General features: G+C 70.5%; 23 protein-coding genes. All 23 read right to left on the bottom strand.

Features of this window, described 5'->3' with window-relative positions; all coding sequences use genetic code 11:
- Positions 1–74: 74 nt before the first annotated feature.
- Positions 75–452, bottom strand: a complete 378-nt coding sequence (locus tag ACWCPW_RS05515) for a hypothetical protein (protein ID WP_449760280.1) — start codon at positions 450–452, stop codon at positions 75–77.
- Entirely contained in the window at positions 449–1,051 is a 603-nt protein-coding gene (locus ACWCPW_RS05520; RefSeq protein ID WP_449760281.1) for a hypothetical protein, read from the bottom strand. Before ACWCPW_RS05520 ends, ACWCPW_RS05515 begins: the two co-directional genes overlap by 4 nt.
- Entirely contained in the window at positions 1,042–1,842 is an 801-nt protein-coding gene (locus ACWCPW_RS05525; protein WP_449760282.1) for a hypothetical protein, read from the bottom strand. Before ACWCPW_RS05525 ends, ACWCPW_RS05520 begins: the two co-directional genes overlap by 10 nt.
- 94 nt (positions 1,843–1,936) lie before the next feature.
- Positions 1,937–2,596 (bottom strand): hypothetical protein, encoded by a 660-nt coding sequence (locus ACWCPW_RS05530; protein ID WP_449760283.1) that lies wholly within the window; start codon positions 2,594–2,596, stop codon positions 1,937–1,939.
- Between the two features lie 148 nt (positions 2,597–2,744).
- On the bottom strand, positions 2,745–2,939 hold the full coding sequence (locus ACWCPW_RS05535) for a hypothetical protein (RefSeq protein ID WP_449760284.1): 195 nt from the start codon (positions 2,937–2,939) through the stop codon (positions 2,745–2,747).
- Between the two features lie 11 nt (positions 2,940–2,950).
- Positions 2,951–5,266, bottom strand: coding sequence for a hypothetical protein (locus tag ACWCPW_RS05540; protein WP_449760285.1), 2,316 nt, complete (start codon positions 5,264–5,266; stop codon positions 2,951–2,953).
- A gap of 126 nt (positions 5,267–5,392) precedes the next feature.
- Positions 5,393–5,944, bottom strand: coding sequence for a hypothetical protein (locus tag ACWCPW_RS05545; protein WP_449760286.1), 552 nt, complete (start codon positions 5,942–5,944; stop codon positions 5,393–5,395).
- A gap of 2 nt (positions 5,945–5,946) precedes the next feature.
- Positions 5,947–7,524, bottom strand: coding sequence for a hypothetical protein (locus ACWCPW_RS05550; protein WP_449760287.1), 1,578 nt, complete (start codon positions 7,522–7,524; stop codon positions 5,947–5,949).
- Between the two features lie 10 nt (positions 7,525–7,534).
- Complete coding sequence (locus ACWCPW_RS05555; RefSeq protein ID WP_449760288.1) at positions 7,535–8,086, bottom strand: hypothetical protein; 552 nt, start codon at positions 8,084–8,086, stop codon at positions 7,535–7,537.
- 79 nt (positions 8,087–8,165) lie between these two features.
- Positions 8,166–8,741, bottom strand: coding sequence for a hypothetical protein (locus ACWCPW_RS05560; RefSeq protein WP_449760289.1), 576 nt, complete (start codon positions 8,739–8,741; stop codon positions 8,166–8,168).
- A gap of 2 nt (positions 8,742–8,743) precedes the next feature.
- Positions 8,744–12,931, bottom strand: a complete 4,188-nt coding sequence (locus tag ACWCPW_RS05565) for a hypothetical protein (RefSeq protein ID WP_449760290.1) — start codon at positions 12,929–12,931, stop codon at positions 8,744–8,746.
- Positions 12,931–13,455, bottom strand: a complete 525-nt coding sequence (locus ACWCPW_RS05570; protein WP_449760291.1) for a C2H2-type zinc finger protein — start codon at positions 13,453–13,455, stop codon at positions 12,931–12,933. The genes ACWCPW_RS05565 and ACWCPW_RS05570 overlap by 1 nt, the downstream gene beginning before the upstream one ends.
- Positions 13,456–13,483: 28 nt before the next feature.
- Positions 13,484–14,323, bottom strand: a complete 840-nt coding sequence (locus ACWCPW_RS05575) for a cupin (RefSeq protein ID WP_449760292.1) — start codon at positions 14,321–14,323, stop codon at positions 13,484–13,486.
- Between the two features lie 85 nt (positions 14,324–14,408).
- Positions 14,409–16,037 (bottom strand): major capsid protein, encoded by a 1,629-nt coding sequence (locus ACWCPW_RS05580; RefSeq protein WP_449760293.1) that lies wholly within the window; start codon positions 16,035–16,037, stop codon positions 14,409–14,411.
- A 324-nt stretch (positions 16,038–16,361) separates the two neighbouring features.
- Positions 16,362–19,784, bottom strand: a complete 3,423-nt coding sequence (locus ACWCPW_RS05585) for a phage minor head protein (RefSeq protein ID WP_449760294.1) — start codon at positions 19,782–19,784, stop codon at positions 16,362–16,364.
- Positions 19,774–20,001 (bottom strand): hypothetical protein, encoded by a 228-nt coding sequence (locus tag ACWCPW_RS05590; RefSeq protein WP_449760295.1) that lies wholly within the window; start codon positions 19,999–20,001, stop codon positions 19,774–19,776. The genes ACWCPW_RS05585 and ACWCPW_RS05590 overlap by 11 nt, the downstream gene beginning before the upstream one ends.
- The gene (locus ACWCPW_RS05595) at positions 19,991–20,167 is read right to left on the bottom strand and encodes a hypothetical protein (protein ID WP_449760296.1); all 177 of its coding nucleotides are present in this window, start codon (positions 20,165–20,167) and stop codon (positions 19,991–19,993) included. The genes ACWCPW_RS05590 and ACWCPW_RS05595 overlap by 11 nt, the downstream gene beginning before the upstream one ends.
- Positions 20,168–20,217: 50 nt before the next feature.
- Positions 20,218–21,954, bottom strand: coding sequence for a hypothetical protein (locus tag ACWCPW_RS05600; RefSeq protein ID WP_449760297.1), 1,737 nt, complete (start codon positions 21,952–21,954; stop codon positions 20,218–20,220).
- On the bottom strand, positions 21,951–22,286 hold the full coding sequence (locus tag ACWCPW_RS05605; protein ID WP_449760298.1) for a DUF1360 domain-containing protein: 336 nt from the start codon (positions 22,284–22,286) through the stop codon (positions 21,951–21,953). The genes ACWCPW_RS05600 and ACWCPW_RS05605 overlap by 4 nt, the downstream gene beginning before the upstream one ends.
- 107 nt (positions 22,287–22,393) lie before the next feature.
- Positions 22,394–23,971 carry a terminase large subunit domain-containing protein gene (locus tag ACWCPW_RS05610; protein ID WP_449760299.1) on the bottom strand — a complete coding sequence of 526 codons (1,578 nt, stop codon included), beginning with the start codon at positions 23,969–23,971 and terminating at the stop codon, positions 22,394–22,396.
- A complete protein-coding gene (locus tag ACWCPW_RS05615; protein ID WP_449760300.1) occupies positions 23,968–24,591 on the bottom strand; it encodes a hypothetical protein in 624 nt (207 codons plus the stop codon). Before ACWCPW_RS05615 ends, ACWCPW_RS05610 begins: the two co-directional genes overlap by 4 nt.
- Positions 24,588–25,532, bottom strand: a complete 945-nt coding sequence (locus ACWCPW_RS05620) for a ParB N-terminal domain-containing protein (protein WP_449760301.1) — start codon at positions 25,530–25,532, stop codon at positions 24,588–24,590. Before ACWCPW_RS05620 ends, ACWCPW_RS05615 begins: the two co-directional genes overlap by 4 nt.
- Entirely contained in the window at positions 25,529–26,878 is a 1,350-nt protein-coding gene (locus ACWCPW_RS05625; RefSeq protein ID WP_449760302.1) for a putative antirestriction adenine methyltransferase, read from the bottom strand. The genes ACWCPW_RS05620 and ACWCPW_RS05625 overlap by 4 nt, the downstream gene beginning before the upstream one ends.
- Between the last annotated feature and the right edge of the window lie 50 nt (positions 26,879–26,928).

The raw sequence follows: 26,928 nt of genomic DNA on the forward strand, positions 1-26,928 counted from the left end.
GCCCAAAACCAGCGGCGTACCGGGGAAGCGTAAGCCACCGGCACGCCGAGTTCCCGGCCCCTGCCCCGGCCGGGTCAACGCCCCTCGCGCAGCGCCCGCGCGAAGAAGTTGTTCGGCCGCGTCCCGGGGTGGCGGACGATCGCGCTGTAGACGACCTCCCCATCGACCACGAACCGCAGCGCCTTTGCGCGGCGGGGCCGGATGATGTGCGGCCTCGTCCCGTCCAGGACGAAGTTCGTGGCGGGGTGATCACAGATGATCACGCCCTCCAGTCCCCTCGGTCCCTCCAGCACCTTCCACGAGATGAACTCGCCCATGTGACCGGGGGCTTCGCGCTCGGCGATCCGCGCGGTCCGCGCGGTCCGCTCGGCCAGGCGCCGCGCGACGACCCCGTTGCGCAGCCGCAGGGCTCGCGCGATTCGACCCGGCTCGATCCGTACCTCGACACTCACGACATCACCACCGCCTCATCCTCCGGGCAGCCGCAGCCCGGCAGAGACACGACCACCCGCTGCTCCAGGCCCACACACCCGCCCTCCGGTCCAACCGTGCGCTGCGAACCCATGACGAACCGCCGGCCCCGCCGGCGGGTGGGATCGGTGCCCGGAAAGCAGCACAGCAGCGCGTTGTACACCGTCACCAGGTCCACGTGCAGTCTCCGCGCGGCCACCGCCAGGTCCTCGCAGGTAGGAGGACACCCGGACTCGTCGAACGAGGGCGTGCACCGCAGGAGCGTGATGACCAGTTCGACCGCGGTGACCGGGGGCGGCACACACCCGCGCGCCCCTTGCACGGTGCGCGTGTCCGAAGGGAAGTCGTCGTGCGAGGAGGCATAGACCCTCGCGACCGACACCGACAACTGGCCGACATCCTTCTCGCCCGTGCACGGGTCATCGCACGAGTCCCACGCGACCTCGCCCGGCACCACGCAGGACCGGCACGGACACCCCGGCTGATCCTCGACCTCCTCGGCCGCCGTGGTCAGCGCTGCACACACGCAGCCGAGAACGCCCTCCGCCAACTCGTGAATCGCCAACGAAGTCAGGGCCATGTCGTCGTCCTCGGGCGCTTGAAGTCCGGCGAATACACCCGGGACGGCGATGCCAAACGGTGAGGGTTCACCGTGGCGAGCCACAGGTCGACCAGCGGCAGACCGGTGCGGCCCTCCGAGTAGATCAGCGTCGAGTCCGGCATCTCCATCTCGACACCCTGCCGAACCACCCGCGTGAGCTGCCTGTTGGCCTTGCAGCCGCAACTCCCGTCGCCGCACCCGCGCATGAAATGGCACGTCAGGTCGGAGACGGCGGCAATGGCGGCCGGATCCAGGGGGAGGCCCCACCGGTAGGTGACGGTGAACGTGCCGTCCTCACCGGGAGGGGCGGCCATGTCCTGGCAGTCCGGCCAGCATTCGCCGTCGGTGCGCACGAGCAGCCCGGCCGAGTCGACCCGGTACGCCTCGGGCACCAGGACCGTGCCGTCGACGTCCACGCTCACGATGTCGTACACCGGCCCCTCCAGCCGCACTTCGCACAACTCCCCGCACGAGCAGTCGCTTTGGCAGCCGCACACCGACGCGTTCCGCCACTCGCCGTCCCTGCCCAGGTACGGCACCCATGGACTCCCGCCCCACCCCACCGTGAGCGGACCCGACTCAAGGCACGTCTTGCGGCACGGCCGGACCTGGATCGGACACGACGGACCCCACCGGCGCCCGGACAGCCCCCACAGGATGACCGACGCGATCGCCGTCCACCGGGCGATCTCCGCCTCGTCCATCCCCTCGGGGGGCCGGCAGCAAAGCTTGGTCGGCCACGGGTCACACGGACCGATCTGGAGCGGCATCGACCTCTCCTCTGCTCGTATGTGCACAACCGGTGAGGCCGAACAGGGGCCGCCCACCCCGAGTGGACGGCCCCTCCTCGCACCCCGTTCGCGATCAGGGGGCGCAAACGCCGGTGAGGGGAACCGGGGCGTAGTCACACACGGGTACCGGCGGGGCGATCGTGGTCTTGAAGACCCGGCGGTGGCACTTCGCGCCGAGCGGCGTGAGCATCGGTCCCGGCACCTGGGCCGCGTTGGTGGCGACGACGTTGTACGGGCCGACGCCCCAACCCCCACCGGCCCTGGTTGCGCCGGTCAGCGTCAACTCGGTTGCCTCGCTGCCGATTTCCATGTCGCCGATCAGCCCGTTCGTGATCCACGGCATGAGGTAGTACATCCACTCGCCCGCCGCGTCCTCCGGGCACGCCCCGTCCTGGATGAGCTCCGCCCACATCTCCAGAGCGAACCCGGTGTTGCACTGGACTGCGCAGTCGTCCCACCCGATCGGCTCGCCCGCGAAGTCGAACACCACCGGGTTCCCGGTGGTGATCTCCACGAACTCGGGCGCCAACGACATGAAGCCGACTTCGACGTCGTAGCCGTTGAGAGTCGGGCACCCCCGCTTGAACCCGCACTGCCTCCCGTTCGCGGCCTTGTAGTCGACGTCGGTCCCTTCCTCGACGTTCGGGTTCATCGCCAGCGTCGCGAAACAGTCGAAGACGTAGCCGTTGTCGGGGCCGCAGATCGGGCGACCACAGGAATCCAGACGGGTCACACGGATTACGTCCGCATTGGCAATCAGGGGACAGGACACGCGGGCCTCCAACAAAAGGTTGGTGGCCCGGCCCAGAACCAGCGGCTACGACGGCAGTTTATCCGGGGGCCGCCCCGGCAGGGCGGCCCCGCGATCACACACGGGCCGGTCAGGACCCGCGCACGTCGGACAGCAGGCGCACGGGCACTCGGCCCGTGGGCGCGCGCTCGTCGGCGCGGTACAGCCGGTACTCCTCTTCGGTCAGCTCCGTCCACCCCTCCGGCGGCGGCAACAACCCGCCCGACCGCATGATCGAGTTGCCGTTGGGCGAGAGGTAGAAACGCCTGACTCGGGCCGTGGCCATCGCGGGTCTCCTTACGGGGTGTTCGTGGTCGTGATGATCGTGGCGTCCGAGATCCAACTGTTGATGACCACCGATCCCTGCGTGACGTTGATCGCAGGGAAGAACAGGATGTCGCCCGCCGTGTTGGCCGGGATGTTCCACAGCGCCTCGTTAGCCGTCCCGTTCCCGCGCACGTGGGCAGGCGCGCCGAGCGGCGCCAACTGCCCGAACAGCGGCCGGACCTCCGCCGGGTTGCCGTCCTGGATCACGACCAACCCGATCTCGAAGATCGCGTCATCGGTGTACTCGATGTCCCACGTGCCGGAGTTCGAGGCGATGTATCCCCACGGCCGGCACTGGTTGCCGATGAAAAAGGGCGGGATGTTGAACTGCTGGATCGCGCCCGGGTCGATGATCGTCCACCCGCCGGTCGGGCCGATCGGATCCAGGACGCCGCCGACGAAATGCTCGACGTAGATGTGATCCTCTGCCGAGTAATGGTCCGGCGGGGTCCACAACTTCCCCGTGGCCGGGTCGCAATGCAGCGTCGACTCCGCCGCCACATCACACGGCCACGGCCACGCAAGCTCACCGCCCTCGGTGACCGCGATCAGCGGGTCCGCGACCGTACCCGCGCCATCGAGACCACACCCGGTGACCAGCGGCGCCGGCAGCACCTTCAGGCCGCCGTCGGTGCCGAACGTCACCGTGTTCCCGGCATCGGTCGAGATCCTGGCTGCGATCAGGCCCGACGCCGGAGTGAACGAGGCGCCGTTCCCGGCCGAGAAACACGTCCTGACGTTGGCGCATTCGAGGAACAGACCCTCGGGGCCGGTCCCGATCAGGTTCGCCCCGCCTGCGGGCGGCGTCGGGTCGAGGATGACCGACGACGACACCACGTACGGACTGCCGACCGTGCCCGCGCCCGCAATGGTGGTGTCGATCGTCGTCGTGTCCCCGGCCTGGAGGACCGTGGGCGACCCGCCCCCGGGCGGCGAGTAGAGCCCGCCGTCCGTCCCGAACACCGTCGTGTTGCCGGCGTCCGTCGACAACCGCGCGCCGATCACGCCCGTGGCGGGGTTGTACGACGCCCCCGGCCCGGCCGAGAAGCAGGTCCGCACCCCGGCGCACTGGACGTACAGGCCCTCGGGGCCGGTCCCGATCAGGTTGGTTCCGCCTGCGGGCGGCGTCGGGTCGAGGATCACCGACGACGACACGATGTAGGGGCTGCCGACCGTGCCCGCGCCGGCCACGGTGGTATCGATCGTCGTCGTGTCGCCGGCCTGGACGATCGTTCCGCCACCGCCGCCGCTCGTCGGCGCGTAGATGCCGCCGTCCCCGCCGAACACGGCGCTGTTGCCCGGGTCCGTCGACAGCCGCGCGCCGATCACGCCCGTGGCCGCGTTGTACGACGCGCCGTTGCCCGCCGAGAAGCAGGTCCGGACCTGCGCGCACTCCAGGAACAGGCCGGTCGGGCTGGGCGTGATCAGGTTGGCTCCGCCACCCGGCGGCGTGGGGTTGAGCTTGACGGCGCTCGTCAGGACGTACGGATTCGCGGCCGTCCCGGTGCCCGTCAGCGTCTCGTCGATGCTCGGCGTGTCCACCACCGTGAGCTGACCCGACGCCGGCACCAACAGCCCATCATCCGGGCCCAACGCGAGGGTGTTGCCGGCGGCCGTCGAGATCTGCGCGTCGATCACCCCGGTCGTCGGGTTGTAGTCGACCCCGTGTCCGGGGACGATGCAGCCCCGAACCTGCGCGCACTCGAGATACAAGCCGTCCGCATTGGACTTGATCAGGTTCACGCCGCCGCCCGGCGGCGTCGGGTCCAAAATGACGTCCGACTTGAGGACGTACGGGCTCGCGGTCGTCCCCGCGCCGGTCAGCGTCAGGTCGGTGCTTGGCGTGTCCGCCACCGTGAGCTGACCCGACGACGGAGTCAACAGGCCCCCGTCGGGCCCGAACACGGTGGTGTTGCCAGCGGTCGACGACAGCCGGGCCGTGATGACCCCTGTCGCCGGGTTGTAGGCGGCGCCGTTGCCCGCCGAGAAGCAGGTCCGGACCTGCGCGCACTCGACGTACAGGCCCTCGGGGCCCGAGCCGATGAGGTTGGTGCCGCCTGCGGGCGGCGTCGCGTCGAGCTTGACGTCGCCCTTGATCCGGTACGGGTTGCCCGCGGTACCGGCGCCCGCCACCGTCATGTCGACCGTGTTGGTGTCCTCGACCTGGACGATCGTCGGGTCGGCGTTGATGACGTACGGAGTCGCCTCGGACCCATTCCCCGAGACGGTGATCCCGGTGCCCGCGGTGATCACGCAGGAGCAGCGGGTGCGGCAGCAGTTGGCCATGGCAGCCTCCATCCATTGGAGGCCCGGCCCAGAACCAGCGGCGCAACCAGCAGTCTAACGGCGGCCCTCCGCCGCGCCCGTGGCACCGAACAGCCGGTCAGGGCGGGCGGCAGCCGCACGGGATCGTTACGGCGTTGCCCCTGCCGGGGTGGCGATCACGTGGACCGTGGCACCGTTCAGCGGCGTCGACGCCGCGAGGATGGTCAACCCGATCAGGGCGACCACGGTCGCCAGGCTCTGGCGAACATTCACGGTGCACGACGTCGCCGACAAGGCCGTGATGCGGAAGTCCACCGGGCTCGGGCTCCCCGCGCCCTGGTACGCCACATCCACCACCGGCGCGGCGGCGAACAGCCCGGCCGGGAAGGCGAACACCACGTCCCCGGACGCGTTCGTGACCCCCGTCCCGGCGAAGATCGGCCGCGTCCCGCTGCTCTTGGCGACCCACCTCGTGCCGTCCGACTGCACCTGTAGGGCCTGCCCTCGCGCGACCGAGACGGTGGCGACGTTCACCCCGCCCTGCTGGAACGGGGTGGCGCCGACCGACGACCAAACCGCGGTGGCCGTGCCCGTGTTCACCAGCAGGTGCGTGCGGCCGTTGACGGTCGTCGGGTCGGGAAGGGACTCGGTCGCGGTCGCGGCCTCGGCGATGTAGCCGTCGGTGTCATGAAGGGACATGATCAGATCCAGTCGCTGAATGCCTTTGACCGCAGGCGGTTGGTATTGGCTCCGGAGGACGTCGTGGTGCCCTGGAGTTCCAGCGTCGAGGCGATGTGCGCGAACGCGCCGGTGTTGAGCGTCGCCTCTCCTCCGATCCGGCAGCGGGACATCGAGCCGCCCGCCTGGAGGTTGACCGTGGACTGCTGCTCGATCGTGCAGTTGTCCATGGGCTGCGCCCCGGCCGGGTCGACGACGTTCAGCGTCGCGGCCCCGGACAGGGACAGGCGGGTGAAGGTCTGTGCCGGCGTCGCGGCCGACGTCGAGTTCAGGTTCACCGCGACCGTCCCGAAGCCCTCGGATTGGGTGATCGAGTCGATGTTCGTGGAGCCGGTGCCGTTCTGCGTTACGGCGAACTGTTGGCCGGTGATCCCGGTCAGGGTCGCGCCCCGCGTCGCGCCAGCGGTCCCGAACAGGGTCAGGTTGCCTTGGCACCCGTTCATCTGTAGGGCTGCGGCGCCGCTCTGCGTGATCTGGCCGGCCGCCAGGAATACGCCCTGCTGCATGAGCACCGAGCCGGTCCCGGTCGCGTTCACGACGATGCCGGAGGACCGGCGGAAGGTGAACGTCGACGCGGTCACGACCGAGGACGAGCCGGCCACCGTGTTGACCCGGGATTCCCGCATGTCGCCCTGCGCGAGGGCGACCCCGCCGGAGCCCTGGAGATCGAGAGCGGGGAACGCCCCGAACGCCGGCATGACCGTGGTGTCCGTGACCGTGATACCGCCCGTGCCGCCTAGCTCGGCCTCGCTGGTGTGCGTGCCCCGGCCGACGAACTCGGACCCGAGCAGGGTCACCGTGTTCTGCCCGGTGATGTTCATCCGGAAGCGGTCGCTGATCACGCATCCGGTCAGCGTCTTGGTCCCGGTCGCGGCGGCGGACACGGCGAGCGTGGTCGTGGCGTCGAGGATCCGGGAGTCGGTCAGGGTGACGGCACCCGTGCCCGCGTTGCTGACCGTGGCTCCGATCACCCTGGAGCGCGTGACCACCATGTTGGGGCCGGTCGTCACCGTGGCGCCCACGACTTCGGCGTCCGTCCAGGCCCCGCCGGTCTTGCCTGTGAAATCGAGCGTGGACCCGACGATCCGACAGTTCGTGATCGCGCCGACCTGGGCGTTGGCTGCCGTCAGGACGGCGTCCTCGGCGTAGCAGTCCCTCCACGCCGCGTTCCCCCATGGGAACTGGGCGGTGACCGTGTTCCCGCCGCTGTCGACGTCCTTCGCCACGTTGCCGCGGTTGTCCCGCAGCTCGGTCAGCGTGCCGGTGCCGAGGTCGACGTCGTAGATGCCCGTCCACGCGTCGTTGTCGTAGCTGGTGAACACCCGGGCGGCCTGGCCGAGGGCCGTTGGGCCGACCGGGTTCAGCTCGATCTCGGTCACGGTGGCGGACGGACCGATCGCCGGGCCGTCCGTGATCACGACGACGCAGTTCTCCCGCAGGCCGCCCGCCGTGCGCAGCGCGAGCGCCGCCGCGCGGGTCATGCGCGGGGTGTACGGGCACTCGGGGACGGCAGCCGGTACGTACCCGCCGCTGGTGCTCATGGGTGACTCCTCACGATCCCGGACACGGGACGACGTCGACGGTCGGGACGAGGTTCCCGGCCTGGTTGAACCACTCCAAGGCGCCGGTTCCGCGGCGACAGGGGAACACGGGCCCGAACACGAACGCCTCGACCTGCCGGAGCAGCGGCGACCCCGCGCCGAACACCCCCGTGTTCTGCTTGTGGAAGCCGCTGAACCGGACCCGGGCGACCCCGTCCAGGGCCGTGAAGTCCAGTTGCCGGGGAGGGGCGTTGTTCCCGGCGGGTGCGGTGAGGTCCCAGGGCGTCGAGGTGATCGGGGCCAGCCCGACGTCGAGGAACGTCACGGTGACCAGCCCGAACCCGTCCTGATCGGTCAGGATGCCGCCGCCGCCGTTGTGCCAGCGCAGCCGCACCAGGTCGTCCACTGGGGCTGCGAACAGGTAGTCGATCGCGGTGGTCGGGTTGGCCACGAGCACGGCCTCACCGACCGGGGGGACGAACCCGGAGAGGTCCGACCCCTGCGTCCCGTCGATCGTGCTGGCCAGGTTGACAATGGACAGCCCGGCGGGGTTGGCGGACACCACCGCCGAGGAGAAGGGGACTTCGCCGATGCCGCAGCGCGGCGGTGATGCGGTCGGACAGCAGTCGCAGGGGATCACGTCAAACGCCCTGTCCCGGAGTGACGGACGCGGCCGGGTACTCGTTCAGCGCGGTGTCATACCAGTGGATCAAGCCGTCCGGTGTCCGGCACGAGAAGACCCGTACGCCCGCTGCGGTGCCCTCGGCGTCGATCGGGCAGCATCCGCAGGGCACGAGGGACACGAGGTCGAAGACGACGGAGTCCAGGCGCGTGACGCCCCCCGCGTTGGCCGAGTTGCCGGCCCACACCTCGAAGGCGTGCGGGCCTGCCGGTGGGACCGGGACGAAGCTCTCGTAGGTCGTGGCGACACCCAGCGGGAAAGGCGCCGTGGCCGCCGGCGCACCGTCGATGTGCAGTTCCGGCGGGATGTTGGCGGCGGTGTCGTGGATATCGCCCCGCCAGAGCACACGTAGGTGCGTCTGCGTTACCCCGGGCGGCACGGTGAACGGTGTCGGGGGACGGAACCTCTGGAATCCGGTCGCGGCCCCGACCTGACCCAGGTTCACGGCCGTCGGATACGCGAACCAGGACCCTCCGGAGTTGTTGGACGCTTGCCAGCCCGCTCCCGGGAAGTTCTGGATCCAGGGGACGGACACCCTTATCGCACCGTCCAATTGGCGACGACACTCGCCCCGGCCTGCGGGGTGACCGACGTCGGGCCGGTCAGCGTGTTGTCGTCCTCGGCCGACCACGTCAGGGTGAGCCCGGCCGGGAGGCCGGTGAGGGCCGTGCCGTTCTGGTCGACCAGGTCCCACAGTCCGCTCAGGCCCGTGACGGTGAGGCTCGTGAGCGTTCCGACGACATCGGCGCCCGGCGTCCACGGGGTGGCGTTCGTCAACTGCCTGGCCTGCGCGGTGAGGGTCCGGGCGGTGTTGTCGCTCGGGCACGGGACGATGTTCGCCGCGAGGACGGCCGCGCCGCTCACGGAGTCGATCAGGCTGATCGTGCCGTTCGTCGCCCGGATCGCGGTGTAGAAGCCGCTGCCGGTGTTGGTGCACCCCTGCCCGATCACGGCCGGGCAGCAGTTGGAACACAGGCTGACCGCCCCGACGGGTGCGAACGCGCCGCCGGTCAGCGTCGTGTTCGTGGTCGCCGTGACCGCGCCGGTGGCCGAGTTGAACGTCAGCCGCTGGATGAACTGCGTGCCGTTGCTGTCGCACAGGACGGTCGACAGGAAATCGAAGTCCGACGCGATGGCCGTCGTACAGACCCCGACCGCGCCCACCGGGGCGAACGGCGTCGACCCGTCCAGCGTGGTGTTCACGATCCCGACGAGTGCGCCGGTTGTCGCGTCGTAGTTGTAGCGGCGCAGGAAGCGGGTCGGGGTGGAGTCGCACAGGACGAGGAGTTCCTCGTCCCGGGCGTCGCGGACCTCCGATGCCACAGCGTCCGGGCAGTCCACGATGGAGATCGCCGCCGGGTTCAGCACCGTCCCGGTAGCCAGGTCGACCAGGGTCGTCGCGCCGGTCACGCAGTCGCGGAGGACGGCGGCCGGGGCCGAGTTCGAGGCGTTGCCGGAGTTGAAGGAAATGAACGACTGGCCGGAGAGACCGCCTCCGGTCGGGGCGTAGTCCCACGAGATGTTTTGGATGGGGCCCGGGAAGTTCAGGAAGATCGTTCCGTCACCGGCCGGTCCGCCGTCCACGCCCGTGTTGGCCAGGACCGCAGTCCCGTTCCCGGACACCGCCGCGAACGCCGGGGAGACGTTCCGCAGCCGCTCACCCTGGACGCTGCCGAAGAAGTCCATGCGGACGGTGACGTTCGACCTCGGCGCCCCGAGGTCGATGGCGGTGTGCTGGCTCGCCGGGCTGGTCGCCGTGTTCCGGACTCCGGCGCCCAGCAGCGCGGCCCCGGTGTCGGGGGTGACCGTCTCGGTGACGGTGATCCCGGCGCCGGCGAAGTTGGGGTTCGTCCAGACCCGGGAGCCGCCTCCCAGGACGCTGGTCGCGCCGGTCCAGTCGTCTTGCAGGGTCTGCACGGCGACGGGCGGGGTGTAGCAGACGGTGCCGATCGAGGACGCCGTGGTGCAGCCGCCGGGGCAGTCGACGGCCTCGCCGGTGACCACGTACGGGGCACCGGTGAAATCGGTGTCCACCGTGCCGGTCAGCGCGCCGGTGCCGTCGAACGTGAGGCGCCGCAGGAAGGGCGTCACCGGGTCGGTGCCGTCGTCGCAGAGGGTCAGAACCTCGGTGTCTCCGGCCTCGGCCGCCACCGCCTGGCCGATGTCCGCCGCCGACACGCACGGGCAGTCACCGCCTGAGTCGCCTGTCACGGCGCACTGACCGACCTCCCCGGTGGGAACGTACGGGGCGCCGTCCATGGTGGTGTCGACGGTGGCCAGGGTGGCGCCGGTCTCGCAGTCGGTCAGGACCGTCCGCAGGAACTGGGTTTCGCAGCCCTCGACGTCGTAGGCGAACGCCGCCGTGAAGTTGCGGGCCTGCCAGGTCTTGCCGTCCGGAGGCGGGCACGTGCCGGTCTGGAACGTCTCGACGTCGAGCCAGACGGCGACGTTGGTCGCGGCGAGATCGGCGGCCGGGACGTCGGCCTCGATCGTCAGTACGTCGGTCTGGCCCACGGGTGTGCCGAACAGCGGTGTGCCGGACCCGAGTACGGCGCCGTCGCTGACCCGGTACAGCCGGAAGCGTCCGGCGCCGGAGCAGCTGGCGGCGGGGCCGAGGTTCTGCGCCTCGACCGACAGCGACACGTGCGCGGTGCCGTTCGTGCAGGCCGGGGCCGGTGCCTGGAGGGTGGCCGACACGAACCGGTGCACCTGTGTGATCCCGGGACCGGACGAGACGTCCGGGCCGAGGTTGATCACGCCTCCGGTCCAGAGCGCGCCGCCTCCGCCGGGCCGTTGGATGAAGTCGGCGCCGGGGATGTCCGCGATGAACTGCTGGCCGCTGTCGGTGACGGTCGGGGTGCCGGTGGGCGGGGTGTCGTTGGGGACGTCGCACAGCAGGAGGGTGGTTGCGTTGGAGCACCCGGCGTCGCAGGTCACGACGGGCCCGACGGGCACGTACGGAGCGCCGCCGAGCGTGGTGTTGACAACGCTGGTGACGACGCCCTGGGCGTTCTGGATGAGCGTGCGGACGAACGGCCCGTTGTCGTCGCAGAGAACGAACTCCCCAACGGTCGGGGCGTCGCCGCCGCAGTCGCCTGGCTGCCAGGTGTCGGGGGTGACCGGGCCGCCGTCGGTGTCCACGAACGAATCGGCGATGATGCCGCCGGATTGGTCGGAGACCACGACCCGGGACATGGTGCGCCGCTCCCCGTTCAGGGTGCCGCACACGAGGTAGGTGTAGACCAGGTTCCCGACCGACGAGGAGCCCTCGCCGGACGTCCCCGAGCAGCAGGTGGGGGCGGGGACCTGCGCCCAGAACTGCGCGTTCGTCAGCTCCTCGCCGTCGGCGACGTTGTACCAGCCGACGATGTCGCCGCCGGCGCAGCGCGGCGCCCAGAACTCGCAAACGGTGCTGTTCTCGGTCGTCGGGACGACGCACGTGTCGTCGTCGTTGACGAAGTTCTCGATGGTGTTCGGTGCGTCCTGGTAGACGCGCATGTCCGTGAACAGGCCGCCGAACGCGTTGTCGTCCGTTGTGCTGGTCTGGTTCTCGGGCCCGGTGAACGCCAGCGTGTACGTGCCGGCCGCGAGCGGCACGGTCTGCGTGAACGTGGTCCACGCAGCCGCCGGCGTCCCGCCCTCGGTGGTGACCTTCGGGGCGTTCACCGAGGTGTTGATGACATCGCCGATGCCCGCGTCGCCCACATCGCCGGCCGACAGCTTGATCGGGATGTTCTCGGTCGTGGCCCGGCCGCCGACGACGACCTTGATCACGAAGTTGCCCGCAGCGGGGACGACGAACGTTTGCCAGATCGTGTCGGGGTTGCTGCCGTAGTTCGGGTTGCCTGCGTTGGCGCCGGTAGTCGGTGTGGGGCCGGACCCGAACGAGTTGATCTCCTGGACCACGGTCCCGCGCGGCGTCGGCGTGGTCCCCTCAAGGACGTTCTGCCCGGACCCGGGCGGCCCCCACGTCTCGAAGCTGGCCGACTTGTCGTTCGTCTCCCAGCCGCGGTTGGCGATGTTCGTACAGTTCACGTCGGCCACGGCGACGGGCGAGACGCCGTCCTGACGCTTCAGGAACGCGAACTGATTCTGTGGCGGGGTGGAGAGGTACGCGGGGTTGATGATCAAGTCCCGGCCGCTGTTGTACTTCAACTGCAACAGGGTCGGCGGGTTCTGGTCGATGCGCAGACACTCGACGTGAATTGCGAAGTCGGCGGTACCGCCGGCGCACACGTCGACCACGCCGGGCGTCACCGTGACGGTCTGCCCCGGGAACTGGCTCTGTAGAGCCGTCTGGAGGTCGGCGGCGAACGCCGTCCCGTCCGGGTCGGTGACCTCCCACAGGATGTTGAGCGGGGTCTCCACCAGGTCCTTGACGAGGGCCTGGACGGGGAAACCCTGCGCCAGCGTCAGGACGGTGTCGTACATCCGGCCCGGCTGGTCGACGGGCGCGGTGGACTGGAAACAGAACTGCACCGGGGCGCCGCACCCGACATCCCCCGGACAGGGCTGCAAGATGCCCTGCGCCACGTACGGGGCGCCGGTCGCGGGGGCGACGAACGTCGGCGGCCCGGCCGGGTTTCCGTCCGCGTCGTACTCGTACACGGCCAGTGCGGTACCGGCGATCGACCCGTCGGGCAGAACGTCGCACAGGAGGGTCTGCTCGACGTCCGCTCCGCCGTCGCCAGCGCCGGATCCGCACGGCAGAGGCTCGACCGGCATCAGTTCACCTCGTCCGCTTCGGCGTGAGCCCGACGCAGGTGTGTGCTCAGGCCCCGATCACTGGTGAACTCCCGCTCACACACCGTGCACGGAAAGACACCCTCGGGCGCTTCGGGGCTCGGGTCGCTTGGGTCGCTGTCGTCGGGCTCGGGCAGCGTGCTCTCCGCCTCGGCCTGGCGGTCGGCGGCGTTCGCGGCGGCGACGTCGGCCGCGACGATCGCGCCGGTCATCGCGCCCTGCACTTCCGCGAAGCCGGCCGCGGTGGCCACGCCCAGCAGCTCGGCGGGCTCAGCGCCCGGGGGCGGTGTGCCCGTGGCCGCGTCCTCCTGGGGGGAGACGTACGGGTGCCCGTCGACGGTGGAGCCGATCAGCAACGCCTCGGGCATCGCCGCGAACTGCTCGGCGGGGACGGCGAACTCGTACGGCGTCACCGTGCGCACCTTGGGTACCTGGACAACCGCCCACTGGGCGAAGGCGATGCGGTTCAGCGGCTGCGGCCGGACTCGGATCATGTTCGGGTTCACGGGTACCCCCTCCAGGGGTTCGAGGGGCTCATGTAGGACACACCTGGACGTTGACCGCGCACACGGTGCACGTGGTGCCCACCACGTACGTGCGCTCGACAAGGACCCTGCGGTCGTTGGTCCTGATGTTCACTGACGGACCGGGCCTGTCCGGGATCACGTCGACCGGGCCGCGACGGATGACCAGCGGCCCCGTGATGTACAGCCACGCCGTACCGGGATCCGCGGGGATCCCGCCGGGTCCGGTGTTCAAGGTGCTGTATCCGGCGCCGATGACGGCGCAGTTCCCGGCCAGGGTCACCAGCGCGCCCGAGGCGGGATCCTCGCGGACGACGTTGCAGCACCCCAACAGGGCTGCGGCACCTGCCGGGACGTGCAAGGTCCCCTTGCCGCCGTACGACTCGGCGAGGCACCCCTCCAGGACCGCGACACCTGCGGCGATGCTCAGCGGCCCCTCGGCCGGAGTCAGGTCGACCGCGTCGACCGTGAGCTTGGTTGACCAGAACCCGGCCTCCACCGCGTTCTGTTGGCCCAGCTCCAGCGACGCGACGGCGTGGGTCCGGGCCTCCTCGTACGACCACCCCGGGGAGGAGCACTCGGCGCCGGCGTACACCACGATCGGCACGGCGTGCTCCGTGACGGGCCGGGCGAACGTTTTCGGTGTGGCCGTACCCGGGGGGTCCGTCTCGCACGGGTCGGGCCAGTGATGGGCCGGGTGGCATCCCAACGCCAGCCACTCGACGCCGTTGAGTTCGTGGATCCGGTCCTCGGTGACGTCGATGACGGTCGTGCACGAGGCGCCGAGGATGCCGTGGGGGAGCGGCGTGCCCGGGATCGCCTCGACGTAGCTGCGCAGCCCTGCCGGCATCGCGCGCCTCCAGTCGAGCAGTGAAGGGTGCGCGGCCGGGCCCGTGACTCAATGGGCCCGGCGCGCGCGATGGGGTAGCCGCGGGTCAGGCGATCGGGCAGGCCAGAACGGTCTGGCCGCCGGTCGCACCGGTCGGGCAGATCGGGACGGTCACGCGCCGGGTGTCCACGGAGCGGTCCACCAGGGCGACGCACTCCTCCGAGAACAGCGCGGTGAAGTCGTTCGTCTTGAACTTTTCCGAGTCGTGCACGACGCCGAGGTTGACCTCTTCCCCTCGCCCGACCTGCAACGAGCCCGCCGGGTAGATCAAAAACTGGAGCGTCGCCGGCCAGTCGAGCGCGGCGGCCGGGCCGCCGATGTCCGCCGGCACGGCTGGCGGCAGGGCACGCGCCCACTGCGGGCGGACACCCAACGGCGTGAACAGGTTCTGAAGGTCGACCGTGGTCACCTCGTCGACACCGACGCCGTTCCGCCGCGCGAGGTCGGTCAGGAACAAGTTGTGCGCCCACCAAGGGAAGACGACTTCGAGCGAGGTCGACTCACACAGGGAGTGGCGCTCGATGATGTCGGCGGCCTGGAGCGCGACCCCGGCGAACACCGCGCTCAGCGCACCCATCGAAGCCGGCAGCAACACGGGCGTGGCACCCGCGAGGGCCTGTGCGAACAGGACCTGCTTGATCCGGATCTCGTGGGCGATCATGGTGTTTTCGAGGTACCAGTTGACGAGTTCCGGGAAGTGACGCTGCGTCAGAATCCCGGATTCCAGGCAGACGCCGACCGCGTCGCAACGCACCTCGACCGGGTCCGGGCACGGAACCTTGAAGCAGGGCTTGGTTGCGCCCGAGATGTCGTCGGCCTCGGTGTGGACCCACGTCATCGCCGCGACGTCCAGGCTCGGGGTCTTGTAGTACCTCAGGCCGCCACGGGCGAGCTGGATCTCCGGCGCGTCCCACAGCATGTCCGGGCAAGCCACGCCGAGCATGTCGTAGACGGTCCGCGACGGGGAACACCAGCCCCCCGACGCGGTGATGGTCCGCTGCGGCAGGCGCGACTGCATGGCCGCGGTGATCGCCACCGTCGTGCCCTCCGGCGCCGACGACGAGTCGGTGACCACCAGCTCCTGCGGGTACGGGTGCCGGTACGAAATGACCTGCCCCACCCCGCCGCCAGCCGTCTTCAAGGCGTTTGCGCGGCTGATGATCCCGGCGGTGATGCTGGGGAAATCCAGCTCCTGACCCGGCGTGTAGCCGGGGACGTCGACGGCCGCGGTGATGACGGTCGTCGGCGCGGCCGGCTCGGGCAGCACACGCGGCTGCCTGCGCCGCACGTTCGCCAGGTTCAGCGCCGGGCGCTGCGCCATCGCGGCGGCTGCGGCTACGGCCCCCGCCTCGGGCGAGGGCTCCGGCTCGGTCTCGACGGCCGCCGTGGTCGGCTCGACCGGCTCGGCCACCGGCTCCGGGGAACCACCGCGTACCTGCGCGGCGAGGGAGTCGATCTCCGTGGCAGCCTGCTGCGCCGCCTCCAGGCGCGCGGCCTGCTCGTCGCGGATGGACGCGACACCGGTCGCGAGCGCCCGCAACTGGTCGAGGTCCGTCGGAGAGACAACGCTCGCGGTCGAGCGGGCGTCGAACGCGACCACGGCGGCTTCGAGGAGAGCACTCAGCTCATCGTCGTTGAGGGCACGAATGTCCTCGGGCATTTCGAACGGGTCCATGGGACGGATCTCCAATGTCGTTCTTGGAGACCCGGCCCAGAACCAGCGGTCGTCTGCGCGAATCTTAGCCCGCCGCCCTGGTGGGCGGTCGGGCGGCGGTGCCTCTACTTCTCCGGCACCGGCCTGGGCGCCGCCACCTGCGCGGGAGTCGGCGGGATTGCCCCGGCCTTGGCCTTCTCTCGGACCGTGCTGCCGGCGTAGCGCTTACTCACCGTGGTTGCGGTCGGCTTCGACACCGAGGTGAACACGACCCTTTCCGTGCCCCCGGTCGGCGTCACGACTACTTCCCACTCCTGCTTGTTCGCTTTGCCGCAGTTGCACATGTCATTTGCCTCCTGTCGTGATGGCGCCGGCCATGCTGGCGGCGATCTCCCGGCGCGCCGGGGCGACCGCAGCGGACAACCGCTCGATCTCCTCTCGCGCAGCGGCGTTGCGGTCGGTCTTCCGGCGCTCCATGGCGTCGGTGAACTCGTCGAGGAACGCGGGGCTGGTGAGGAGCGAGGAAACCGCCTCGACGAACGTGTCGGACGTGTCCCGACGTTGTCCCGACAGGGTGTCGGATCCGTGTCGGCCCAGGTCAGTGCGCTGTTCCCCGATGTGTCCCGACACGCGTCGGGACATGCCCGACACGGTGTCGCGACCGTGTCCCGACAGGGTGTCGGGGGCCTGGACACCTGCTGCGGACGCGGCCAGCGCGAGCTGGGCGCGTTCGGCGACAGCGGCGGCCAGGAGCGGCGAGGAGTGTCCCGGAACCGGGACGGAAAGCACCGCGCGCAGCTCCCACTTACCGCCGCGTCCCTGCCGCATGTGATAGCTCGGTTGGCACGCGCTGAACACCTTGCGGTCCCAGTCGGACAGCCACGGGGACGCCGCGCCGGAGAACCACATCCCCCCGGCGGACATCCCGACGGTAACGATCCCGGCCACGGTGCGACTGTCGTCGAATTGGCATGCGGCGCTCTCGCATTCCGCTCCGTCCCTGTGGTGAGGCACGTTCATCGTGAACGCCCCGACCTTGACGGTCGAGCCGTCGTCCAGGCTGAACCGGGCCCGGAGGAAGTGCGACAGGTCGATGCTGCCCAGCGACTCGATCGTCAGGTTCCGGCCGGGCATCCCGGCGTGCGGCTCCCCGGCTTGTGCGACCCACCCGTACACGCGGCCCGCCGCGTAGTGCACGCCCCCCGAGCCCGGGGGCAGTTCAGCGGCGGTCGGCTGGCGGAACCACGAGGCCGGCATCGGCGGCATGTCCCGCATCGCCGTCCAAGCCGACGCCAGGAGTTCGTCACCGTCCGGCACGGTTTCCAGGCCATCCAGGGTGGCCGCGTGCGTCCCCTCGGGCATGTTCGTCACACCCACGTACAGGCCGCTCGCCAACCGCACCAGGTGCCCCGCCTTCGAGGCACGCGTCAGGTGCGCCTTGGCGGTTTCCATCTTCATTCCGAGGGCCTGCGCGACCTCCCGCGCGCCGACCGGGGCCGGACACACCGACACATAGGCGATGACCCGCTGCTGCGCCTCGCTCGGCTCGGCCGCCGTGATCGCCGATCCCGCGCCGGACGCCTCGGCCTCGTCCGGGAGCGGGTCGAGGACGATCCGCGCCCGGTCGTACGCCGGCATCGCCACCAACGTCGCGCCGCGCACCCGCGCCTTCGTGATCCGGAGCAGGAAATCGCCGGTCGTCTCGCTGTGTACGACGAGCCCACCGTCGGGGTCGTCGGGGTCACCGGCAGCCGCGGTGAACGTCCCCGCGAACGCGGTCCGTACCGCGTCGGCGGAGACCACTCCACCCGGGCCGGTGATGAGCTGCACCGTGTGCTGCTCCCGGGAGAGGACGGACCCGGACGCGGTCCAGTCGGCCGCGGTGCGGGCGGTGATCATCCACGCGCCGTCCGGCAGGCGCAGCAGGCTCGCGGACGCCAGCGACGCCGCGAGCGCGTACTCCTCGTCGTCGCCGCCGTCCACGTAGGTGCGGTCCACGAACTCAAGGGCCACGTCGTCCAGGTCGACGGACACCCCGAGCGGCGCGCTTTCCTCCAGGAGCATCACGGCGTCCTGTCCGGCCGGGCGGCTCGTGTAGATCACGCCCGTCCCCGCGAGGCGGTCGCCGTCGCGGGACATCGACTCGATCGCGCCCGCGAGTTCCGCGCCCTCGTGCCCCATCAGCATCTCGTCGGCGTACTGGAGCGGCCACGGGCCGGTATCCCAGTGCAGCGAGCCGGCGGCGAAAATCCTGCCGTCGCCCGTCTCTTGGTTCTCGAACGCGAGCGCCGTGTCGTCGGGTGTGGACCAGGCGCGGGCCGGTAGGCCGTCCGCCGTCGTATCGGTGTCCGGTTGCATGGGCTCCTCCTGGGGGCCGATGGGGATGTCGGTGTACTCGCCGGCGAACGCGACCCGGATGCGGTCGAACTCGATCGGGCCGAGCCGGCTCTCCAACTCGTGCAGGAACGCGGGGTCGTCGCTGTACGCCGCACACACGTGCGCGACCCACGGCGTGTGCTGGTAGGCGAGGGGCGGTCCGTCGGTCTCGTCTACGGCCTCGAACGCGACTGCCCCCGCGTTGTAGAGCATCGGCGCGTCGTCGGGTCGGTCGCGGTCGTCGCCGACCGACCACACCCACGACGGGGTGTCGCTGTCCGGGTTCCAGTGCGCCGAGCCGAACGCCCGGCCCACGACCGTCCCTCCGCCGAGGTCCGCCGCCGCGCGCTCGCGGACGTTGTCGATCAGCGCGGCGCGCTGCTCCGGGCTCCAGTCCGCGCCTTCGCCGAGGAACACCAGCGTCAGGTGCAGCTCGTCCTCCGGCTCCCCGCCCGGGATGGCCAAGTGCGCCGCGTCGCCGGGAGTGGGGATGAGGGCGATCATGGCGCCCTGACGGTGGCTGCCGTCGGCGGCGGCTGTTCTCGTCGACACGCCTGTTTCCCTTGGATCGTTAACCGGTGCCGCCGGGGCATCTTGAGAATCGAAGGCAGCAGCGCGGCTTTGGGGTGCCAACGCGAGGACGCATCGGCAGTTGATCACCAGCTCGGGCGGCGCTGTCGGGTCGCACGGGCCGCTCATCGAGACGCCGGCGACGGTGAACGGCTCATCGATGGGCCGCACCATGCCGTTGACGTTGGCGTGCGCGTCCCGCACCAACGTGTCGAACCTAGTCAGCCACTGCTTCACCAACGGCCGTTCCGGCTCGGTCAGGTCCCGCCCGGCCGCCAACGTCGCGGTGTTCCAGGCCCGCCCGGACTCGGTCCTCGCGATCCGCTCCTCCCGCACCGCGCCGAGCTGCGCCCCCTCGCGGGCGAACGCGTCGCGCAGCCGGGCCCGGAGCTGCTCGATGTCCTCGCCAGCGTCCAGGCCGGCCGCGAGCTCGGCGACGGCCACGGCCGACAGGCGGTCGCCCACCGCCCGCAACAGGTGCTCCGTCGTGGTGACGTACGAGCCCAGCGACGCCGGTAGTTGCCGGTCGTCGTCGTACCGGCCTGGCAGGTCATCCCATCCGTCGGGCAGCGGGGCATCGACGGATTCGGCCGCGGTGACCGCAGCCGTCTCCACCACTCCCAACAGGCGCCGCACGAGGCGCGGCACGCGGGCCCGCCACATCGAGGCGATCCGGGCGACGGAGAACCGGGCGGCGACGATCTCGGTGGCGTCGTCCAGCGCGGCGGCGAACTCGTCGGCCACCTCGGCCAGGACCTCGGCGACCGTGGCCGCGACGTCCTCTTCGGCCGCGTCGAGCGCCGCCCCCAGGTCACCGTTCACCGGGCACCTCCATCGTCGGGTGCGGTGTCGCGTCGCAGCCCGAGCAGTGCGCCCACCCGCCCGCATCGACGTCCCTGTCGTGGGGGTGGATCCGGACGACCACGACGGTCAGGGTCTGTCGGCCGCAGGCCGGGCACAGCCGGTCGTGGTACGCCTCGGCGTACACGGCCAACCCCTGGGCCGCAGGCCCCTGCTCCTGCTCCTGGTCAGTTGCCACAGCACTTCTCCTCTTCCTGGAGAGCGGGGTCCTCGCAGATCTCGCACCACTGCCAGGCCGCGACCCGCGCGACGCCGCCCGGGGCGATGACGAGCACTTCGCCGAGCAGGAGGGTGTTCGCCTTGCACGTCGGGCACCACTGGGCGGTGACGGCGCCGGCACTCACGGAGATACCGGCCGCGACGTCCGGGGCCGTCGACGGCCGGTTCCCGGGCGTCACGCGGCCACCGCCAGGACGGTGCAGGAGCTGATCGCGGCCGGGACGACGTCGTAGCTGTGGTTCACGCCGGCGGCGACCAGCTCGCGGCAGTAGCTGTCCAGGCTCGCGGTTAGGCAGGTCGGGTCCAGGTCGTACCGTCGCGCGATCTCCGGCACGCGGGTCCACGCCCCTTGGAACAGGGACCACTGCTCGATCTGCGCGGCGTCGACGGTCAGGAGCGTGTGCACGGCGGCGGCGTCGACTTCCCGCGCCCGGGTGCGCTCCGATCGAGGACACGCGGGGGTGCGGCGCAGCTTCTCGCCGGCTGCGGCCAGCGCCGCCCAGATCAGGCCGTCGGCGGCGGCCAACAGACCCTCACTCGGCCCGACCGGCACGAACACGGACGCGGACGCCGGCAGCGTGTCCGGTTCACCCGGGGACTCGTCGGCGGGCAACGTGGGGCTGCTCACGGGCGGAGTGTCGGCCGGGGCCTGCGCCTCGCGGCGGTCACGGGCTGCGGTCTCCTCGGCCGTGGGGGCGTCGTCCTCGTCGAACCCGGTTTCCCGGCGCAACGCCCGCCCGCCGATCGCGCCCAGCTCGAACAACCTGAGGGCGGTCTCGGACCGGTTGGTGCGGACGCGCAGCGGGCTCGTGTCGGCCGCCACCAGATAGCGCCCGGCGTTCTCGACGCCCTCGGACTCCAGGATCGGGCGCATCCACTGAGTGGTCAGGGCGTGGGTGACGACCCGCAGCTTGGGCTCGATTCCCAAACGCACGGCCTCGGCGGTCAGCGCCCAGACCCCCCAATGATTGACCTGGCCCAGACCCAGCAGGATTTCGGCAGGGATCTCCAACCCTGTGGCGAACCGGCGGATCGCCTCCTCGCGCAGCTTGCTCGCGAGGTCATCGAAGTCCGAGTCGAACTTCAGGAGTTGGAAGGCGCCGATCGTGTCGGCCGGTACTTCCAGGATGATCGGGACCGTCGCGGCGGCGCTCTCGGGCTCTTTGATGGCGGTCGAGGCGATGTCCATCAGGACGTCGATCAGGTCGTCCTCGGCCGCCCCCGCGACCGCGCTGGTCGGGAACCTGGTGCCCTTGGGCACGAACAGGATGCCCCGGCCCGTGAGCCGGCTCCGCGCGATCGCCTTGACGGCCGCGGTGAGCAACTGAAGTTCTTCGAGCAGGTCGAGGCTGGAGCGGATCGGGGAATCCGCCTCCAAGTACCTTTCGGGGTGGGGCTCCCATACGCGGATCGCGATCGGCGCTTTCTCGTCGATCGGCGCGTCGGGGTCGGGCGCGGGGATGTCGACGGGCTCGCCCCGGATCTCCGCGACCAGCTTCCCCTGCTGCTGCTTGACCTCCCTCACGGACAGGACGTTCCACGCCTCGGCGGCTGGCCGGGAGTCGTCGGGGGGCTCGATGACGATCCAGCCCTCACCGGGACACACCAGGTGCGGGCCGAACGAGCGGAGCAGTTGTGATTGTCCGTCGGGGCCGCCCGCGATGCTCGCGACCAGTTCGGCGGATCGGTGCGTGTCGGGTGCGCGCTCGATCGTGCCGTCATCGGCCTGGAAACCGGCGTACAGCGCCGCGCCGCCGAGCGCGTTGCCCGTCCACGTACTGACGAAGCGGACTTCGGGCACGCTGCGGTAGAAATCCCACGCAGCCAACTGCCAGGACTGATCGACCGGCTTCGCTTTGATCCTGCGGGATGTGTACCGCGAGGCAGCCGCGGTGATTTGGCGGGTGGTCACGAGCTGTCCCGCGAGTCGTCCCAGCGGTTGCACAGGACGCCGCCGCCGGCAACCGCGAGCCACTCGATGCCGTGGACCACGACCGGGGTTCCGCTCCATGTGTCTGTCGCGAGCAGCCACGCGACCAGGACCGCGCCCGCGACCCACCAACCCATGCAGTACACGCAGGAGATCAGGTCGACCACCAGGTTGCGGAACGTCGAGCCGGGCCGCCGGTTCCGCCAGTCGAAGATCCGGTCTCGTACGGGATTGAGGATGGAGTCATGGACGGCGATCGTCGTGCCCCGATAGGTGGCGAGAGCCAGCACGACGAGTGCTGCGATAGGGATCATGTCGGCCCCTTGGGTGGCGTGGCGTCCGGTGGTCGGCGGGCATCGTAGGCCAAACGCGCAAACCCGTGCGTAACCGATCAATACAAACGGTCTCGGGACGTGTCACCTCATCTGCCGATGCGCCGGCCGTACGCCGTCGCCGCGCTGCTCGGCGCCGCCCCCATCACCTGTGGGGCCTGCGCGAGCGGCGAGTGCACGATGGCGCCCTTGTTCGCCTCCGGGATCAGCCCGTACACGAGGATGGTCGAGGCATCGATCCGGCCGGGGCTGTCCGGGTCCGTCGGCATCCAGTGCGACCACTCGTGCTCCAGGTCCACGAACACACCGCGCAGGCGCACCCGGTCCTGAACCATCTGCTGGGCCACAGGCTCGGCCCGCAACAGCTTTCCCTGCTTCGCCCGAACGGGGGCGATCGCTGGCATCAGCACAGTCGCCGGGATACGGCCCTCGCGCTGCAACGTCTCCCACGACGTCCGGATCGCCAACTCGCACATGTCCCGGCCGAAGTTCCACTCCACGTAGATGATCGCCGCGTCGGTCTCGTGCGCGAGGAGACAGGCCGCGGTGGACCAGTCGGCCGACGACATCGGGCCGGACACGTCATGGGTGATCCACACCCGCTGGTCGTCGCCGAGGTAGCCGCCGACGATGCCCGCGACGTCCCGGCCGCCACCGGACGGGTCGATCGCCACCGCGATCTTCTGCGGCGTCACGCCCTGGTCCTGGTCCCGGATGAGGCGCAGCAGCTCCTCGGACACCAACGCGCCCTCCGCCGGCTGCGGGTCGCCCTGCGCGAGCGAGTGCCAGTCCCGGACGATCGACGTGCGTTTCATGTCCGCCCACCACGCCCGCAGCGCCGCCGTGTTCCGCGTCGGGATCTTCGGGTGCGGCAGCGGCTCGCCCTGCTCACGCCCCAGGGGGTCGTGCCCGAACTTCGCGTCGGCGAGTGCCGGCAGGTGCACGACCTTCCACCGCCCGCCCTCCTCCAAGCGCCCTTCCTCGGCCAGGCGCCGGCCCGCGAAGTCGTCCGGGTGCCAACGCGTCTGGATCGCGACCACCGCGTTGCGGTCGGGCTGGAGACGCTTGAGCGCGGTGGACGAGTACCAGTCGTACAGCGCCCGCCGGGATGCCTCGGACTCCGCGTCCGCGCGGTCTTTGTGCGGGTCGTCCACGATCAGCAGGTTGCAGGGGTGCCCGGTCAGGCCCTTGCCGACCGAGACCGAGCGGACGCCGCCGCCGCGCGTGAGGGACCAGTCCTGCATCGCGCCGGACCCGGGCTGCATGGACAGGTCGTACTCGTCGCCGTACTCCTCCACGTAGTTGCGGATCGTCTTGCCCCGGCGCAGCGCCAGGTCGTCGCCGTACGACGTGACCACCACGCGGTCCATCGGGTACAGGCACAGCCACCAGAACGGGAACCACTCCGCGACCGTCGTGCTCTTGCCGACCTGCGGCGGCGTGTAGATCAGCAGCCGGTCGTAGTCTCCCCGCTGCACCCCCGCCAGGGCCTCGCCGATGACCTTGAGGTGCGGGCGCATCCGGTACGTGCGGTCCAGGCCGCGCGCGAGCGTCACCGGGTCACGGAGCAGATCCCGGCTCATCGCCTGCTGGGCAGCCGCCAGCCGCTGGTACACCGCCTCGTCGTCGAGGTGGCCCAGCTCTTCGACGGCCCGGCCCGCGTTCACTCGCCCTCGTCCTCCGGGGTAGCCGCGGGGACCTCGTCCTCGTCGTCGTCGCCGTCGACCGCGCGCAGCCGGCGCGTCACCGACGCGGTGAGTTCCGCGAGCCGTACGCGCCGCTGCTCCTCCGGCATCTGCGCGAACTCCGCGAGCTGCGCCGCGAGCGGGTTCCCGCCCTGGCCGGTGATGGCGATCGTCGCCGTCGGGTCGCCGAACAGCGTCCGCCGGTGCCGCATGGCCACGTCCATGAGCCGGATGAAGTCGCCCGGCGACAGCTCGGCCGCGTTCAGCGTCCCGAGCCGCTGCGCGAGCTTCCCGATGGCCGCGCCCAGGATCTTCGCGTCGGTCTCGGCGGCCCGCCGGCGCTCCTCCAGCCACGTCGCCTCGTACAGCCGGTCCAGGTGCCGATCCCAAGCCTCCGCGCGATCCCGCCACCGGCTCTCGGCCGCGACGTTCCTCACGTGCCCCGGCGCGAGTGTCAGGGTCTCGGCAGCTTTCACCAGGGTGCGGGCCCGGCCGAGGTCCCGGTACGTCATGAATTGGCCGTGTCGGCGGGCTGACTCTCCGGGCTGTCGTTCCCAGGGGTCGAGCGCGGGGTCGAGGCGTAGGGGGTCGTTCCTGGTCATGGCTGCTCGTCGGGGGTGACGTGGTTCGGGCCGGACAGGTACTCGCCGCAGAGGCGTTCCAGGAGGCGCCAGCCCTCACCGGGAGAGATCTCGCCCCGGCCTTCTGCGGCGGCGATGGCCTTGTTGATCGTGACGGCGGCCGGTGCGGGGAGTGTGCGTGAGCCGATGACGGTCTCGAAGCCGACGCGTCCGGTGTGCAGTGCTTCTCCGTCGGGGGTCTGGTAGCCGGCCTGGAGGTCGGTGAGGTGGTTCTCGACGATGGACAGGATCGCGTGCAGTGCGGTGGCGACGTTCCCGACCTTGTGGGCGGCGTGTGTCGACGCGAGCGTGTCGAGGGTCTGCTCGTAGTCGGCCCGTGCGGCGAGCCACGAGGCGTTCTGGCCGAGGCGGGCCTGTTCGAATGCCTGGCGGGCGGCGTCGAGTTCCACAGGCAGGAACACGAGCGAGACCGTGGCGAAGTCGAGGTTCGCCTCGCTCAAGCCTTCCGGGGAGACCTCGGCAAGGAGTTTGAGCTGCTCGTCGTCCAGGCCGGAGTAGGCGCGCCAGTCGACGTCCTCGATCTCGTCGTAGAGCTGCTTGAGCGTGGCCGGGTCGTCGCGGCCGGCGATGCTGTTGTGCGAGATCTGCCGGGCGATGAGCTGGTCTTTCTCCTGCGGGTCATCGATGAGCATCACGTCGATCTCGAAGACCCCGGCTTCGACGGCCGCGTCACACCGGTGGTTCCCGGACAGGACGAGTTCGCGTTCCTCGTCGTACTCGCCGGCGCCGTATACCAGGGGCACGCTCGTGAGGCATCCGTCGGCGCGGACGTTCTCGACCAAGCGGTCGTACTCCTCCTTGGTCATGTAGCGGGCGTTGACCGGCAGGCGGGTGAGGAGCCGCGGGTCGCGGCGCACCAGCCGGGGCTGGAGGGGCGTGCTCGTGCTGCGGCTCGTGGTCATCGCGCGTCCGATCCGTGCTTCTTCTTCCACAGGGCGAGGGCTTCTTGCAGGTCGTACACGCCCAGCGGGCCGCCGTACTGGAGCTGATAACGGTGGATACCGTCGCCCGCGTCGCCGGGCTCGGAGCGCTTCTGCAACTTCACGCCCGGGATCCCGCGCCCGTACTTCGAGCTGTTCGGCCGGTCCGTGAACGCGGTCGTGGCCCAGCCCTCGATCCGCTTGGACAGGGCCCGCTGGATGAGGAGCTGTGCTTCCCGCGTGGAGGCGGCCATCACGATCAGCTTGGCGAGGCGCCGGTACCGGGTCCACGACACCGGGAAATCCGACATGAGGTAGGCCGTGTTCGGGTCGAACTTCGGCGGCAGGAACGCGAACGCCCCGATCAACTTCCGGTCGACCGCTACCCCGCACGCGAGGAGCGGCGACCCGGGCTTGATCGTCTTCGACATGAACTGCGACCGCACGGCCGCGAACTGCCCGCCGCTGAGGACGTGCAGGGTCATCCGCTCGCCCAGGTCCTCGTCCTTGCCGATCTTCGGCATCCGGATCGTCTCGATCGGTTGCCGGGGGCGGACGATCCGGCGGGGGCCGGCGGCGGCGTACACGTAGATCGGCAGGCCGCGGTTGGCCGTCTGCACGACTCCCGCGAGCCGGTGCCGTAGTTCGGGGCGTTCGATGTGCAGGCCGAGGACCCAGTGGGGCCGGTCCTGGACCTGCTCGATGATCTTCTCTTTGCCGGACTCGTCCAGCTCGCCGAACTCGGGCTCGGGCCAGGCGAACGCGGAGTCGATCGAGGCGAATTGGCTGGTGTAGTCGCCGGCGTAGAACGGCGGGAACATCACGACCGGGGCCCCCTCGGGCACGACCTGGTCGAGGTACTCGCGGACGTCGCCGGCGAAGAACGACCCGAGGTGAGTCTCGAGTCCGCGGAGCTTCGTCGCGGTCTTCTCGTGCATGCGCGGCCACTGGTCCTGTGTGGCTTCGAGCATCCGCCGGTAGTACGGCCCGTCCTTCCCGACGTACTGGAGGAATCGGGTGCCCAACATCAAGGTCGCGAGGAGGTCCGTGCGGTCTTCGAGGTAAGGGTGGAGCCAGCCGAGGGCGTCCTCGTAGTCCTCACGGAGGGTGAAGGGGAGGGGATCGCCGGCGAGGTACCAGCCGAGGGCGCACGAGTACGCGGTGATGTCGTTGCCGTGGACCCGGCGCTCGCCACCGAACCGCGAGGCCAGCACGCGCTCGATGGTGAAGTTCCCCGAGCAGCCGATGTAGATGTCGTCGCCGGGCCAGGTGCCGGCGTGCTCGTAGATGATCGATCGGAGGGGAGCGGGGATCGAGCCGTGGAACATGGGCCCCTCCTAGACGGGTCCTGCTGGGCGGGCGGCGATGGTAGCCGACC

Source organism: Embleya sp. NPDC001921, from assembly GCF_053594475.1.